This window comes from Labrys okinawensis (assembly GCF_002982075.1).
In the GTDB taxonomy this organism is placed as follows: Bacteria; Pseudomonadota; Alphaproteobacteria; order Rhizobiales; family Labraceae; genus Labrys; species Labrys okinawensis_A.
Genome location: NZ_PUEJ01000001.1, coordinates 282,296 through 297,070, shown reverse-complemented (window position 1 = coordinate 297,070; position 14,775 = coordinate 282,296). Strand labels below are relative to the sequence as shown.

Here is a 14,775-nt window from a genome sequence, read left to right as displayed (position 1 = left end):
TTCCAGAAAAGTCGATAGACTTTTCGATTGAGAAAACGCGTCAGAACAAGAGTCGGAGCAAGTGCGGGTCAGAAAGATCGCACTTGCTCCGGACCGCAAACCCGGACGGACGGCCGCGGCGATCCCGCTCTATTCGGCAGCCCTTACGGCATGCAGCTTCATGGGTTCGTCGGAAGAAGCTGACATGTCGATCTCATCGGCCGTCGGTTTGATCCGGAACCACGCGGCGTAGAGGGCGGGGAGGAAGAGCAGGATCAGCACCGTACCGACCGCCGTGCCGCCGATCAGGGTATAGGCCATCGATCCCCAGAAGACGGAATGCGTCAGCGGGATGAAGGCGAGTACCGCGGCGAGCGCCGTCAGGATCACGGGACGTGTGCGTTGCACCGTGGCTTCGATGACGGCGTGATAGTCATCAAGCCCTGCCGCACGGTTCTCCTTGATCTGCTCGGTAAGGATCAGCGTGTTGCGCATCAGGATCCCGGCCAATCCGATCAGGCCGAGAATGGCGTTGAACCCGAAAGGCTGGTTGAAGATGAGCAGCGCCGGCACCACGCCGACGAGGCCAAGCGGCGCCGTCAGCAAGACCATCGCCATCATCGAGAAGGAGCGCACCTGCAGCATGATGATGATCAGCGTGGCGGCGATCATGACCGGGAAGATCTTCGCAAGCGCCGCATTGGCCTTGGCCGCCTCCTCGATCGAGCCACCCATTTCGATGCGATAGCCGGACGGAAGGGATGCGATCAGCGGCTGCAGGGCCTGCATGACCTGCTTGGAGACCTCCGGAGGCTGCGTGGCCTCATTGAGATCCGAGCGGACGGTTATGACCGGCATGCGATCGCGGCGCTTGAGGATCGGCTCTTCCAGACGGATTTCCGAATGACCGATCTGGTCGAGGGGGATCGAACGTCCGTCGCGCGTGGTGAGGGAGAAGTCCGCGAGACGCGCCGGATCGAGCCTCTCAGCCCCGGCGCTGCGTGCCACGATGGGAACGTTGCGGATGTCCTCACGGACCTGCGTGACGGGAAGGCCGGTGAGAAGGAACTGGAGTTGCTGGCCCACCTCGGCCGGTGACAGGCCGATGAGGTTCAGCCGATCCTGATCCGGTACGAAGCGCAGCACGGGCGTACGATTGCCCCAGTCGCGGTTTGCCTCCCGCACGTCGGGCACGCGCCGCATGATTTCGAGCGCCTTGTCGGAAATGGCGTAGAGCTGTGCGGGATCGGGCCCGATGATCCGGAACTCGACCGGAAAGATCGAGGGAGGACCGAAGACGAACCGCGTGACGCGTACATAGGCCTCCGGCGCGAGCCCCTGCGCCACCGCCTGCCGAAGCCGGTGCTTCAGGCGCTCGCGCTCCTCGGCATCCGGTGTCAGCACAACGATCTTGGCGAAGGCGGGATCGGGCAGCTCGGGCGACAGCGCCAGGAAGAACCTCGGAGCGCCCTGGCCGACATAACTCGTCACGATCTTGGCCTCCGGCTGTTCACGCAGCCAATGTTCGAGCTTTTCGACGGCCGCGGTGGTGGTCTCGATGCTGGTGCCTTCCGGCAGGCGAACCTCCACCAGCACCTCGGGACGGTCGGATGTCGGGAAGAACTGCTGTTTGACGGCGCCCATGCCGGCACCAGCAAGCAGAAACGCAACGCCGACGATGGCGCAGGTCAGGAATTTATGGCGCACAGCGAAGATGATCAGCCTTCGCAGGCGCCGATAATTCGGCGAACCATAGATCGCATGATGGCCGCCTTCGACCGGTTTGATCTCGGGCAGCATCTTGACGCCGAGATAGGGTGTAAAGGCCACCGCGACGACCCAGGAGACGATAAGGGCGAAGCCAACGACCCAGAAGATGTTGCCGGCGTATTCGCCGGCCGTCGAAGGCGCGAAGCCGACCGGCAGGAAGCCGGCGATCGTCACGAGCGTGCCGGACAGCATCGGCGCCGCCGTGTGGCTCCAGGCATAGGCGGCCGCCTTGATGCGGTACATGCCCTCTTCCATCTTCACCACCATCGCCTCGATGGCGATGATGGCGTCATCGACGAGAAGGCCGAGCGCCAGGATAAGGGCGCCAAGCGTGATGCGGTCGAAGAAGCGGCCGGTCTCGAGCATGATCAGGAAGACGACGGCAAGCGTCAGGGGTACGGCGGCCGCCACCACGATGCCGACGCGCCAGCCCAGGCTGACGAGACTCACGAGCAGCACCACGCCGAGCGCCATGGCGAACTTCATCATGAACTCGTCGACCGCCGAGCTGATGTTGACGGCCTGATCGGTCACCTTGTCGAGCGTCATTCCGAGCGGCAGGGTCCGTGCGATCGCCGCCGTCCTCTCCTCCAGCGCCTTGCCGAGCGCCAAGCCGTTCCAGCCCTCCTGCATGACCGCCGCCAGCATGACGGCGGGTTCGCCCTGATGGCGGATGAGGTAGCCGGGCGGGTCCTCATAGCCGCGGCGAACCTCGGCCACGTCGGAAAGCTTCAGTGTTCGCCCCGCGGCGATGATCGGCGTATCGGCGATCGCCTGGACGCTGTCATAAGCACCATCGATCCGGATGAAGACTTGCGGCCCGCGCGTGTCGATCGAGCCTGCCGGGGTGACGGTGTTCTGCCGCTGCAAGGCGGCGACAATATCTCGTGCCGACACGCCGAGGGTCGCCAGCCTGGCGTAGGAGAATTCGACGAATATCTGTTCGGGACGTTCACCGAGAATGTTGATCTTCTTGACGCCGGGCACGTGCAGAAGGTCCTGGCGGATCACCTCGGCCTGCCTGGCCAGTTCGCGCATCGGCATGCCCTTGGCCTTGAGCGCATAGAGGGCGAAGCTCACATCCGAATATTCGTCATTGACGAAGGGGCCGTAGACGCCGGACGGCAGGTTGCGGGCTTCGTCGGCAAGCTTCTTGCGGGCCTGGTAGAACTCTTCCTGCACGGCGGATGGCGGTGTGCTGTCCTTCAGCGTGACCGTCATATACGCATAACCCGGCCGCGTGGTCGTCTCGACCCGATCGTACCAGGTCAGTTCCTGAATCCGTTTCTCCAATGGCTCCGCGACGAGATCCTGCATTTCGCGCGCCGTGGCGCCAGGCCATGCCGTCGTGACCGTGAGGGTCTTGATGGTGAAGTTCGGATCCTCCGCCCGTCCGAGCATGAGGAAGGCGTAGGCGCCGCCAGCCACCAGCAACAGAATGAAGAACAGAGTGACCGCCCGCTCGCGGACGGCGATCGCGGAAAGATTGAGGCTCATCGGTCGCCCCCGCTCTGAGAAGCGGTGCGGACGCGAACGCCTTCCTGCAGCAGATGAGCGCCGAGCGAAACGACAGGATCGCCTGAATTCACGCCGGAGATCATGGCGGTTTCGCCGGTCACGCGCACAAGCTTGACGGGCCGGAAGTGCACGGTCGAGTTAGCACTGTCCAAGACCCAGACGCCGGTCTTCCTGCCATCATCGAGCACCGCGCCAAGCGGCACCTCGACTTCCGGCTGGCTCGCCTGGTTCGCAAGCCGAATGGTTACCGTCGCGCCGAGCGGTGCCGCAGCGGCTTCGCCGTCGAGCACATAACGGGCCTCGTAGGTACGGGTCTGGGCATCGGCGGCATCCGACAACTGCCGCAGATGGGCGGCATAGCGCCGCCCATCGGCCCCATACAGGCCCGCCTCGGCCGCCGAGCCGATCGCCGGCCGGATTGTTTCAGGCAGCGCCACCACGGCTTCGCGAGGGCCGGCCTCCGCGATCCGAACCACCGGCTGGCCGGCAGAGACAACCTGCCCCGGCTCGCCGAGTGTTTCGACCACCATCCCGTCCGCATCCGCCACCAGAACGGAATAGGTCGCCTCGTTCTCTGCAACCTTCGCTTCTGCTTCTGCCGCGGCAAGCTGCGCCGTGGCCGTGTCCAACGCCGCCTTGGCCTGTTCGTAACGCTGCGGGGTCGCGGCCAGTCCGCTCTTGACAAGCGCTGCATACCGCTTCTCGTCCGCACTTGCCTGCACCAGGACCGCCCGTGCCGCCGCAACGGCGTTGCGCTTTGCTGTCAATGCGAGGCGCAGGTCCGTCTCGTCGATCCGCATCAGGGGCTGACCGGCCTTGACGTGTTGTCCGGCGTTTACCAGCCGTTCCAGGATTTTGCCGGCAACCCGAAAACCGAGATTGCTCTGCACCCTGGCGCCGACGAGACCGGTAAAGCTGCGCTCGTTGCCGGCCATGGCGCTTGCCGCCATCACCTTGACCAGAGGCGGCTCCTGCCTGGGGTCGCTTTCGGCCGAAGCGTGGTGAGGGCGCGCGACAAGCACGACGAAACCGGCCGCGGCCAGTACTGCGATCAGCGCGCTTCCTCCCACCAGAATGGGTTTGAGTTTCATGTCCGTGCCCTCATCGAGAGATAGATTGCGTTCGACCTCTATAAGTGATATAGATTTCGAATGCAATCTAAATACGAGGATCAATGATGCGGGTCAGTCGCGTTCAAGCCGAGGAAAACCGCCAAGCCGTGATCAACGTGTCAGGCCGCCTCTTCCGCGAGCACGGTTTTGACGGCATCGGGCTTAAGGACTTGATGAAGGGTGCAGGGCTGACGCAAGGCGCCTTTTACAAGCAGTTCGCATCGAAGGAAGACTTGGCGGCGCAGGCGTCCAAACGGGCGATGGAAAGCGCCGCGCAAATATGGGCCGCCGCCATCGCAGAAAATCCTGATGACCCCCTGGGCACCGTGCTCCGCTTTTACCTCAGCATGGGACATCGCGAGGAGAGGATGGACGGCTGTCCGGTTGCGGCGCTGGGCTCGGATGCTGCCAGACAGAGCAGCACCGTGAAGGCGTCGTTCGAAACAGGGATCAGGGCCTATCTCGACACGCTCGCCACCATGGTTTCCGCGCCGCAGGGCGAGGAAACCAAGGACAAGGCGATGGCCATTCTTTCCACGATGCTCGGCGCATTGACGCTGTCTCGCGTGGTCAACGACCCCGAACTGGCACAAGGCTTCCTGACCGCGGCTGAGCGTCAGATCCGTGAGACCGCCGCCAGGTGAACAATGACGGTGAACGATGACGGAGACCGCTGTCGGCCACGGCGGCAGCAGGCTGACGGGCACATCAGGGTCTCGACGAACTGCCGCGCAGGACCGTGCAACGGCCCTTACAACCCCAAGAAAGAACCATTACCATGACCACGACCAAACCCGGCATCGCCCTGGTGACTGGTGCATCCACCGGCATCGGGCGTGCAACAGCCAAAGCTCTGCAGCAGGCGGGCTTTCGCGTATTTGGAACCAGCCGTCGCCCCAACGCCGAAAACGTGGACGGCATTACAATGCTGCCCTGTGACGTGACCGACGAGGAATCCGTCGCGGAACTGATCAACACGGTTCTAGACGAGGCCGGCCGTATCGATTTGCTCGTCAACAATGCCGGCATTGGCCTGCTCGGCGCCGCGGAAGACTCTTCGACCGCGCAGGCCCAGGCCCTGTTTGACGTAAACGTCTTCGGTGTCTTGCGCGTGACCCACGCCGTGTTGCCCATCATGCGCCGGCAGGGAAGCGGCAGAATCGTTAATTTGAGCTCCGTTCTCGGCTTCATTCCTGCTCCCTACTCCGCGCTTTATGCATCGACCAAGCATGCCATCGAAGGCTATTCCGAATCGCTCGATCACGAGCTGCGCTCATTCGGAATTCGGGTCGTGTTGGTCGAGCCCGCCTATACGCGGACCTCGTTCGAGGAAAATCTCACAAGGCCGGATAGAGCGCTCGACATCTATGCCTCGGCACGGGCTGGCGTGGGCGAGGTCATGCGCAAGGCCATCGAAACAGGAGATGCCCCCGAAGTCGTCGCCAAGACGGTTGTGCAGGCCGCGACCGTCGCTGTGCCGAGAAGGCGCTATGCAGCGGGGAAAATGGCGCGCCGGATCAGTTTCTTGCGCCGTCTCGTTCCAGAATCCGCCTTTGACAAAGCCCTGCGAAAGCAGAACAAGCTGCCGGTCTGAACCGGCGCGTTGAGATGGACCGCTGTCATTCCGGCGCCCCCGAAAGCGGCGGGAAGGGAATTCTGGGCCAACGGCTGCGCTCGTAATGACGGTGCTTGATCGGTCAAGCATCAATACCGTTGGTATCACCTATTCTGTGGGGTGGTGTTAACCCGACGCCATTGCCTTGTCAGAATTTCGGCGGCCGCCTTTGGCGGAACGCGGCAAGGCCGGCCTGCAACTCGCTCGATTGCGCGGCGGCCATGCCGGCGAGGCAGTCGAAAACCCGCTCCGTCTCTTCCGTTTCGGCGGCATTCACCAGCATCTTCGCGATCTCGGTTGCCAGGGGCGCGCGCGAGCACACCTTTTCGGCAAGCACCGTGGCCCGGGCAAACCCCTGGCCGGTGTCCACCACCTCGTCCACGATGCCGAGTTCGCGCGCTTCCCCGGCGGTGAGAATCTCGCCGAAGATCGCCATGCGCCGGACGGCCTGGGCACCGAAGCGGCGTGTCGCGCGCTGCGTACCCGACCATCCCGGAATGATGCCGAGCCCGGTCTCCGGCTGCCCGATCTTGGCGTGAGCCTCCGCAATGCGATAGTCCGCGCAGGCGGCAAGCTCCAGGCCGCCACCCAAGGCATGGCCGTTCAGCACGGCGATGAGGGGCTGGCGCAGACGGGCCAGCGCATCGAAGGCGGCGTGCCCCTCGCGCACCCAGAACCGGCCGAAATCCTCCGGTGTCTCCCGGCTCCAGGCCTCGATGTCGCCGCCCGCCGAGAACGCCTTCGCCCCTGCTCCGGTCATGACAGCGACGCGGATGGCCGCATCACGCTCGATGAGGGCGCACAGACGCTGGAGCTCCGCCACCATGGCAGCATCGAAGGCGTTGAGCTTGCCCTCGCGTTCGATGACGATGGTCGCAACCGGTCCCTCGACCCTCAGGCGGACGCCATCCTCGCCCATCACTCGGCCGCCTCTCTGGTGACTGCCGGCCGGCCGCGGCGATCGGGCAGGAAGAGATCGGCCGGCATCGACAGGAGGGGCTCGGCAACGGCGAGCGGAAAGGCGGCCTGGTCGAGGATGTCGCGCTTGAGATCCACGCCGGGCGCAATCTCGGTGACGGTCAGCCGGCCTTCGATCAGCTTCAGCACGCAGCGCTCGGTGACATAGGTCACGTCCTGGTTCTGCAGCGTGGCGCGCTTGCCGGAGAACGAGACCTGGTCGACCTCGGGCACGAGCTTGGCGACCTTGCCTTCCCTGTCGATTCTCAGCTTGCCATCGGCCACCGACAGTTTCGCACCGGCGTTGAAATAGCCCGAGAACACGATCTTCCTGGCGCGGGCGGTGATGTCGACGAAACCTCCGGCGCCGGCCGTCACATGCGGGCGCACCGCCAGCTTGGAGACGTTGACGGAGCCATCCTGCCCGATCTGCAGGAAGGACAGGAGGGAGGCATCGAAGCCGCCGGCCTGGAAATAGGTGAACTGATGCGGCGAGGCGACGAACGCCTCGGCATTGGAGGAGCAGCCGAACTTGAAGTCGAGCAGCGGGATTCCCCCGACAGCCCCCTGCTCGATCACCCAGGTGATCTCGCCGTGCCTGCCTTCCTCCAGCAGGATGCGCGGGACATTCGCCGAAATGCCGAAGCCGATGTTCACGGCCCAGCCGCTCTCGAGCTCCATCGCCACGCGCCGGGCCATCACCTTGGCCGCGTCGAAGGCGGGGATCGTGAAGGTATCGAGGGGGCGGAACAGCTCGCCCGATATCGCGGGATCATAGGCCGTCGCCGTCGTCTGCAACTGGTCCGGCGCCTCGACGATGATGTCGACGAGGATGCCGGGCACTCGCACGTCATGCGGACGCAGCGTGCCCGCTTGGGCGATCCGCTTGACCTGCGCAATGACGGTACCGCCGGAATTGTGCGCAGCCAGCGCCAGTTCCATGGCTCCGAGATAGGCGCCTTCATGCTCGAAAGTCAGGTTGCCGCGCTCGTCCGCCGTCGAGGCCCGGATGATGGCGACATCCGGCGCGATCGCCGGGAAATAGAGCCACTCGTCGCCCTCGAACTGGACCCTGCGCACGATCGGCCGCGACCGGGCGCGATCGTTCATGGCGCAGCCATCGAGCGCCGGATCGACGAAGGTGTCGAGCCCGACCTTGGTCAGGACGCCAGGGCGCTTTCCGGCCGCCTCCCGGAGAATGTCGAACAGGATGCCGCTGGGCACGTTGTAGGCGCTGATCTTGTTCTCGCCGAGCATCTGCCAGATCAGCGGCGGTTCTGCCGAGGAGGGCCCGGATGGATAGGACCCGCCGATGACCGTATCGATGAGACCGTCCTGGGCCAGATGGTCGACGCCCTTGGTGCCGAACATGTCGCCCGCCGCAATCGGGTGGATCATGGTGAGCTGGCGGGGATGGCCCTCTTCGCGATAGCGCTCTCCCAGCGCCTGGAGAACCAGGTCGGGGCAGCAAAGCCCGCTGGAGGAATTCACGGCAACGACCGCCTTGTCGCCGATGCGCCGCACCGCCTCGAGCGCGCTCTTGATCTTGGACATCGTCTCCTCGCGAGGATTCTTGTAAGTAACTATATGGTTAGTACCTTATAGCGTCTGCGCCTTCAACTCCTTTTATCCGCCGGCCGGATTCGACGGCTTGCCGGCCGCCGACACACGTCATATAAGTAACTAGATAGTGCGATAAAAAAAGGAAACGACAAGGATGAGCATCTATTTCACGCGGACGTTCCAGCGCTCGTTCGGCACCTACCCCCTGCGCGGCGAGGCCTGCCGGCAGGCGATCGAGACGGCCTTGGCCACAGGATACCGCGCCTTCGATACCGCACAGATGTACGAGAACGAAGCCGAGGTCGGCGAAAGCCTGGCCAATGGCAGCGTGAAGCGGGACGAGCTTTGCATCACCACCAAGGTCGGCATCCACAATTTCTCCGATGAGCGCTTTCTCCCATCGGTCGAACAAAGCCTGCGGGACCTTCGTGTCGACTTCGTCGACGTCCTGCTGCTGCACTGGGCGCCGGCCGACGGCAATATCGCCCCCTCGCTCGGGCTCCTTCAAAAGGCACGGGAACTGGGGCTCGCCCGCCACATCGGCGTCTCGAACTACACGGCGGGCATGATGCGGCAGGCCAGATCGATCGTCGACGCCCCCCTCGTCACCAACCAGGTCGAGTTTCACCCCTTCCTCAATCAGGATATCCTGCTGGCCGCCGCCAACGAGACCGGCATCCCGCTCTCATCCTATTGCTCTGTCGCCCGAGGAAAGGTCTTCGAACAACCGCTCTTCGCCGAGATCGGCCAGGCCTATGGGAAGACGGCGGGGCAGATCGTCCTGCGCTGGATTCTCCAAAAAGGCGTGCCGCTGAACACGATGTCGACCAAGCCGGAGAACATCCGCTCGAACTTCGACATCATGGATTTCACCCTGTCGAGCATCGACATGGCGCGGATCGACGCGCAGACCCAGAAGAACCTGCGCATCGTCGGACGCGACCTCATCCCCTGGGCGCCGGAATGGGACTGAGGTGGCTGCCGGCTCTTCCTGGGAGCGCGGACGTCCTCGTCCGCACTTGGAAGCACTCCGCTTGCCGATAGAAGAGCGGACGAGGACGTCCGCACTCCCGGGAAACCCGTCTCTTACATATTCCCGCGGATCAGGTCCGTCGCCTTCTCGCCGACCATGATCGCGGCCGCATTGGTGTTCGAGCCGATGAGGCTGGGGAAGGTCGAGCTGTCGCAGATGCGGATGCGGTCGAGGCCCCGCACGCGCAGCTGCGGATCGACCACTGCCATGGCATCGATGCCCATCTTGCAGGTGCCGCTGGGGTGATAGGAGGTCCTGCCATAGCGGCGCGCATAGTCCGCGAACTGGGCATTGGTCCTGACATCGTCTCCCGGCAGGTGCAGGCGCTTGATGAACTTCTGCAGGGAAGGCTTGGCGAAGATCTCCCGGCTGATCCGTACTCCCTCGGCGGAAACGCGAACGTCATCGGGTTCCGCCAGGAAATTCGGGTCGACGATCGGATTGATGGCGGGATCCGACGACGCCAGCCGGACTGATCCGCGGCTCTTGGGGCGAAGGGTGTAGGAGTTCAGCGTGATGCCAGAGCCGGAGGGCACCGTGGGCACGCCGGCTTCGGCGCCCGCACCGGCCAGGAAGTGGAATTGCAGGTCCGGTATCGCGGCACCGGCATCGCCATACCAGAAGGCCCCGCCCTCGACGACGTTGGAGGTCACCGGCCCGGACTTGAAGAGCAGGTATTGGAGCCCAGCCCACAGCATCCAATGCCACTTGTTGTATTTGTCGAGGCTGGTCGGACCCTTCAGCTCGGCCACGATATCGACGCCGAAATGATCGTTGAGGTTCTCGCCTACGCCCGGCAAATCCTCGACGACCTCGATTCCCAGCTTCTTGAGATGATCGGCTGGACCGACACCCGACAGCATCATGATCTTGGGCGATCCGATCGCGCCTGATGTGACGAGAACCTCGCTCTCCGCTCTGGCGGTGACGAGCTGACCGTTCCTGACGAACTCGACGCCAATGGCGCGTGCCTTCTGGAACAGGATGCGCCGCACCAGGCAGCCGGTCTCGACAGTGAGATTGGATCGCTTCGCCGCCGGCCTGAGATAGCCGACGGCGGCCGAGCAGCGCCGCCCATTGCGGATGGTGGTCTGGTAGATACCCGCGCCTTCCTGCGCCCTGCCGTTGAAGTCGGGATTATAGGGCATGCCGAATTCCTGGCAGGCCTGGACGAAGGCGCGCGACATCGGCTGGGGATCGGGCAGGTTGGAGACGCCCAGCGGCCCATCAGCCCCGTGCATCTCGCCCGATAGAATGGTGTTGCCCTCGGAGCGGATGAAATAGGGCAGCACCTCCTTGAAGGACCAGCCGGCGGCTCCCTCCTCGCCCGCCCAGCGGTCGAAATCGGCGGCATGGCCCCTGGTATAGATCTCCGCATTGATCGAGGAGCCGCCCCCGATCACCTTCGCCTGGGCATAGGGAATCTCCCGGCCGCAGGCATGGCGCTGGGGAGCCGTCTTGAGTCCCCAGGTCAGGGGGCCCGCCGTCATCTTGGCGAAGCCGACCGGCATGTGAATGTAGGGATTGCTGTCACGGCCGCCGGCCTCCAGCAGCAATACGCGCACGGCGGGGTTCTCGCTGAGGCGCGCGGCAAGCACGCAGCCCGCCGAGCCGCCGCCGACGATCACATAGTCGTAGCCGAGTTCCTTCATCAGCGCACCCAAGGCTCGCGCTTGCCAATCTCGATATGGACGGACTTGATCTGGGTATACTCCTCGATGCCGTAGGAGCCGGCTTCGCGTCCCCAGCCCGACTGTTTGAACCCGCCCAGCGGAAGTTCCGGGCCGCCGGCCAGCGTGGTGTTGACCCAGAAACGGCCGGCGCGAACACGGCGCGTGACGTTCAGGGCCTTGTCGATATTCTTGGTCCACACGCTCGCGGCCAGGCCATAGACGGTGTCGTTGGCCATGGCGATCGCTTCGGCCTCGCTGTCGAAGGGCATGACCGCCAGCACGGGACCGAAAATCTCCTCGCGGGCGATCGCCATCGCGCCGGTGACGTCTGCGAACAGAGTGGGTGCGATATACTGGCCGCGGCCGAAGTCGAGCGCTCCCCCGCCGCAGACCAGCCGCGCGCCCTCCTCCCTGCCCTTGGCGATATAGTCCAGAATGGTCCTGTTCTGGGCCGTCGTCGTGATGGCGCCGATCTGCGTGGCCGGATCGAGCGGATCGCCGATCCTGACCTTGGCCAGCTTGGCGGCAACCAGCTTTTCGAACTCGCTCGCCACCGAGCGTTCCACGATCAGGCGGCTGCCGCTCACGCAGCATTGGCCGGTGTTGAAGCCGATGCCGAACGCCACACCATCCGCGGCATCCTCCAGATCCGCATCCGCGAAGACGATCTGCGGATTCTTGCCCCCGAGTTCCAGGCCGAGTTTCTTGAAATTGCCGCCGGCTGCCTCGACGCAGCGCCTCCCCACTGCGGTCGAGCCGGTGAAGGACACCATGTCGATATCCAGATGTTCGGTCATGGCCTGGCCGATGACGCTGCCCGAACCGGTGACGACATTGTAGCAGCCGTCGGGGAGCCCCGCTTCCGACAGGATCTCGGCCAGCATGAGAGTCGTGGCAGACGTCACCTCGGAAGGCTTTGCGACGATGGTGCAGCCGGCAGCGAGGATATAGGGCACCCTCTCGCAGAGGATCAGGAAAGGAAAGTTCCACGGCGTGATCAGCCCGACCACGCCGATCGGCTCCCGGGTGACCAGGCCGAACATGCCATCCCCCAGATTGTTGAAGGCATCGCCATGCAGCGTCCTGGCCAGGCCGGCGGCATATTCGAACATGCCGGCGCAGCCATCCACTTCCGCCCGCGCCTGGCTGATGGGTTTGCCGTTCTCCAGGGTCTCCCAATAGGCCAGTTCCCCGGCGCGGCTGCGCAGGATCTGCGCCGCGCGCAGCAGGACATCCGCACGCTCGACGGCCGGGATCCTCGACCAGCGCCCGTCCTCGAAAGCGCGACGCGCCGCCTTCACGGCAAGGTCGAGGTCTTCCCTGGTGCATTTTGGAATGCGCGTCACCGGCACGTCATGGCCCGGGCTGCGGCGCTCGAAATAGGCTCGTTCTCCAGCCTCCATCCGCTTTCCGTCGACAAAAAAGCCAAATATCCGGGGCGTGTCGGGAAGCGACTGTCTGGCGACGACCTGATCCATGTCGTGAATCCTCTCGAGTGATGAGCAATCGTATGAGTGCGCCGGGGCGCAAGTTATTTCGTCGGTGCGGCGCGAACGATCGGCGCCGTCATGCGCTCGTGTCGATCTGCGTTTTCAGGACGGCCGGACGGTCCTGAATCGTCTCGAATGCCGATTGAATCGCGCTCAGCGGTACGACCGAGCCAATGAAGGGCTCGACCTGGAAACGCCCATGGCTCAGCAGCGTCAGGGCATCGTGCATGTCCTGGCCGATGCCGGCCACCGAGCCCTTGACCGAGTTTTCCCGCAGGACCGTTTCGAGCAGGGGAAGCGGCACGCTGTCATTGGGTCCCGTGATGCCGAAGGCGGCGACATGGCCGCCAGGGCGGATGAGCCTGAAAGCCTCGGCATAGAGAGCGGTGGCACCAACGCTTTCGATCACCACGTCCGCTCCGCGCCCCTGCGTCATCTCGGCGACGAGCCTCCGGGCCTCCCTGGGGTCGGTGACGACGAGATCGGCGCCGGCCTTTTCGGCGAGCGCCGCGCGAGGTTGCGAGGGCTCCACGGCAATGATCGGAGCGGCGCCGACGAGACGCATCATCTGGATGTGCAGGTTGCCGATCGGCCCGGCGCCGAGCACGACGACCGACATGCCGAAACCGATGCCGGATTTGCGCGCTGCCCTGACGACACAGGCAACGGGCTCCGTCAACGCCAGCAGCTCGGACTTCGCCGCGACCGGCGCCGGAATGACCAGCCGCGCCGGAACCGCGACGAATTCGGCAAATCCGCCGTCACGATGGATCCCGATCTGGCTGACCGCCTGGCAGTTGAGCACCTCGCCGCGGCGGCAGAAGAAGCAATGGCCGCAGCCGATATTGACGTCCGCAACGACACGCTGCCCGATCTTCAGGCCCTGGACCCTGTCCCCCAAACGGCTCACCGTGCCGGTGAACTCGTGCCCGGGGATGAAGGGCAGGGTGTCGGCGGCGTAGTGGCCCTTGAAGATGTGGATGTCGGTGCCGCAGATGCCGCAGCGCTCCACCCTGATGAGAGCATCATCCGGGCCGATAGAGGGGATGGGAACCTCCCGGACTTCGAATGCCCCGGGGCGGGTGAGCACGGCGGCTCGCATGGTTTCCATGTCGCTCTCCCCTACTTCACGATCCGCATCTTCGAGCGGTCGATGGTGAGGGCGATCGCGACGATCAGCACGATCCCGAAGAAAATCTGCTGCCCCGTCGCGGGGATGTTGAGATAGAGCATGCTCGCGCGCACGACCGCGACGATCATCGTGCCGATGAGCGTGTTGACGACACCGCCGACGCCACCCGTAAGCGGGGTGCCGCCGACCAGCACCGCAACGATGGCCGGCAGGAGGAAGCCCTCGGCCAGGGTCGGCGAGCCGCCCGACAGCTTGACCGAGAACATCAGCCCCGCGATCGCCGCAAACAGCCCCGAAAGGGCGAAGGCCAGGACCTTGTAGCGCTCGACGCGGATGCCCGATGCCACGGCGGCAAGCTCGCCGGCCCCCACGGCCTTCAGCGTGCGCCCGGCGGTCGTCCGGCTTTGAATGAACCAGGCAATCGCAAGCAGCCCCAAGGAAACGACGAGTTCGTGGGGAATTCCGGCGGTTCTGCCGAACATCCATCCGAACGCCTGGTCCCTTGCAGCCACATCCATGTGCAAGGCGCGCTGGCCCGAAGCGAACTGGCCGACCGAAAGGGCAAGGCCGCCGACCGCCAAAGTGGCGATGAAGGAGGGCACCTTGAGCCTCGTCGTCACCAGGCCGGAAAAGGCGCCGAACAGCAGACCGACCACTGCGATCAGGAGCGCGCTGAAGACGCCGAGATAAGGCAGCGACAAGGTGGCGAGCACCGTGGTCATGTTCGCCACGGATTGGGCCGAAAGATCGATGCCGCCGATATAGATGGCGAGCGTCATGCCGAGCGCCATGATGAACAGGGGCGCGATGTCGGCGCCGAGCTCCATCAGGTTCTGCGGCCTGAGGAAGGTGGGGTCCATGGCACCGACGAGCAGGATCAGCACGACGAGCGTGATCCACGGGAAATGGCGTTTCAGCTGGTGGAGGCTCATC

The 14,775-nt window shown here is 64.4% G+C and carries 11 protein-coding genes; 3 read left to right on the top strand and 8 right to left on the bottom strand.

The features are described from left to right. Window positions 1–129 precede the first annotated feature (129 nt). Complete coding sequence (locus tag C5L14_RS01375; protein ID WP_105860239.1) at window positions 130–3,246, bottom strand: efflux RND transporter permease subunit; 3,117 nt, start codon at window positions 3,244–3,246, stop codon at window positions 130–132. After that, window positions 3,243–4,358: an efflux RND transporter periplasmic adaptor subunit gene (locus C5L14_RS01370; RefSeq protein ID WP_105860238.1), complete on the bottom strand. Its 1,116-nt coding sequence runs from the start codon at window positions 4,356–4,358 to the stop codon at window positions 3,243–3,245. Before C5L14_RS01370 ends, C5L14_RS01375 begins: the two co-directional genes overlap by 4 nt. An 86-nt stretch (window positions 4,359–4,444) precedes the next feature. Here C5L14_RS01370 and C5L14_RS01365 point away from each other — a divergent pair, with 86 nt between their 5' ends. Together C5L14_RS01365 and C5L14_RS01360 are read left to right on the top strand one after the other, a co-directional pair. Next, window positions 4,445–5,023, top strand: a complete 579-nt coding sequence (locus tag C5L14_RS01365; RefSeq protein ID WP_105860634.1) for a TetR/AcrR family transcriptional regulator — start codon at window positions 4,445–4,447, stop codon at window positions 5,021–5,023. Between the two features lie 134 nt (window positions 5,024–5,157). Beyond that, complete coding sequence (locus C5L14_RS01360; RefSeq protein WP_105860237.1) at window positions 5,158–5,973, top strand: oxidoreductase; 816 nt, start codon at window positions 5,158–5,160, stop codon at window positions 5,971–5,973. A 169-nt stretch (window positions 5,974–6,142) separates the two neighbouring features. Here the strand turns inward: C5L14_RS01360 and C5L14_RS01355 are convergent, their stop codons facing one another. Then, window positions 6,143–6,913 carry an enoyl-CoA hydratase/isomerase family protein gene (locus tag C5L14_RS01355; protein ID WP_105860236.1) on the bottom strand — a complete coding sequence of 257 codons (771 nt, stop codon included), beginning with the start codon at window positions 6,911–6,913 and terminating at the stop codon, window positions 6,143–6,145. Then, window positions 6,913–8,505, bottom strand: a complete 1,593-nt coding sequence (locus C5L14_RS01350; RefSeq protein WP_105860235.1) for an acyl CoA:acetate/3-ketoacid CoA transferase — start codon at window positions 8,503–8,505, stop codon at window positions 6,913–6,915. The genes C5L14_RS01355 and C5L14_RS01350 overlap by 1 nt, the downstream gene beginning before the upstream one ends. Before the next feature lie 163 nt (window positions 8,506–8,668). Here C5L14_RS01350 and C5L14_RS01345 point away from each other — a divergent pair, with 163 nt between their 5' ends. Continuing rightward, on the top strand, window positions 8,669–9,487 hold the full coding sequence (locus C5L14_RS01345) for an aldo/keto reductase (RefSeq protein WP_105860234.1): 819 nt from the start codon (window positions 8,669–8,671) through the stop codon (window positions 9,485–9,487). A 113-nt stretch (window positions 9,488–9,600) separates the two neighbouring features. Here the strand turns inward: C5L14_RS01345 and C5L14_RS01340 are convergent, their stop codons facing one another. The 4 genes from C5L14_RS01340 to C5L14_RS01325 all read right to left on the bottom strand — a co-directional run bounded on the left by C5L14_RS01340 (window position 9,601) and on the right by C5L14_RS01325 (window position 14,774). Continuing rightward, the gene (locus C5L14_RS01340) at window positions 9,601–11,199 is read right to left on the bottom strand and encodes a GMC family oxidoreductase (protein ID WP_105860233.1); all 1,599 of its coding nucleotides are present in this window, start codon (window positions 11,197–11,199) and stop codon (window positions 9,601–9,603) included. Further along, window positions 11,199–12,698, bottom strand: a complete 1,500-nt coding sequence (locus C5L14_RS01335; RefSeq protein WP_105860232.1) for an aldehyde dehydrogenase family protein — start codon at window positions 12,696–12,698, stop codon at window positions 11,199–11,201. Before C5L14_RS01335 ends, C5L14_RS01340 begins: the two co-directional genes overlap by 1 nt. Before the next feature lie 88 nt (window positions 12,699–12,786). Then, on the bottom strand, window positions 12,787–13,821 hold the full coding sequence (locus C5L14_RS01330) for a zinc-dependent alcohol dehydrogenase (RefSeq protein WP_105860231.1): 1,035 nt from the start codon (window positions 13,819–13,821) through the stop codon (window positions 12,787–12,789). 11 nt (window positions 13,822–13,832) lie between these two features. Next, window positions 13,833–14,774 (bottom strand): ABC transporter permease, encoded by a 942-nt coding sequence (locus C5L14_RS01325; RefSeq protein WP_105860230.1) that lies wholly within the window; start codon window positions 14,772–14,774, stop codon window positions 13,833–13,835. Window position 14,775: the final 1 nt, after the last annotated feature.

Bases quoted from the DNA above. Each gene is read 5' to 3' on its own strand.
- C5L14_RS01350 (WP_105860235.1), bottom strand. From the start codon at position 8,505: ATGTCCAAGATCAAGAGCGCGCTCGAGGCGGTGCGGCGCATCGGCGAC.
- C5L14_RS01325 (WP_105860230.1), bottom strand. From the start codon at position 14,774: ATGAGCCTCCACCAGCTGAAACGCCATTTCCCGTGGATCACGCTCGTC.
- C5L14_RS01365 (WP_105860634.1), top strand. From the start codon at position 4,445: ATGCGGGTCAGTCGCGTTCAAGCCGAGGAAAACCGCCAAGCCGTGATC.
- C5L14_RS01355 (WP_105860236.1), bottom strand. From the start codon at position 6,913: ATGGGCGAGGATGGCGTCCGCCTGAGGGTCGAGGGACCGGTTGCGACC.
- C5L14_RS01330 (WP_105860231.1), bottom strand. From the start codon at position 13,821: ATGGAAACCATGCGAGCCGCCGTGCTCACCCGCCCCGGGGCATTCGAA.
- C5L14_RS01370 (WP_105860238.1), bottom strand. From the start codon at position 4,358: ATGAAACTCAAACCCATTCTGGTGGGAGGAAGCGCGCTGATCGCAGTA.
- C5L14_RS01345 (WP_105860234.1), top strand. From the start codon at position 8,669: ATGAGCATCTATTTCACGCGGACGTTCCAGCGCTCGTTCGGCACCTAC.
- C5L14_RS01340 (WP_105860233.1), bottom strand. From the start codon at position 11,199: ATGAAGGAACTCGGCTACGACTATGTGATCGTCGGCGGCGGCTCGGCG.
- C5L14_RS01375 (WP_105860239.1), bottom strand. From the start codon at position 3,246: ATGAGCCTCAATCTTTCCGCGATCGCCGTCCGCGAGCGGGCGGTCACT.
- C5L14_RS01335 (WP_105860232.1), bottom strand. From the start codon at position 12,698: ATGGATCAGGTCGTCGCCAGACAGTCGCTTCCCGACACGCCCCGGATA.
- C5L14_RS01360 (WP_105860237.1), top strand. From the start codon at position 5,158: ATGACCACGACCAAACCCGGCATCGCCCTGGTGACTGGTGCATCCACC.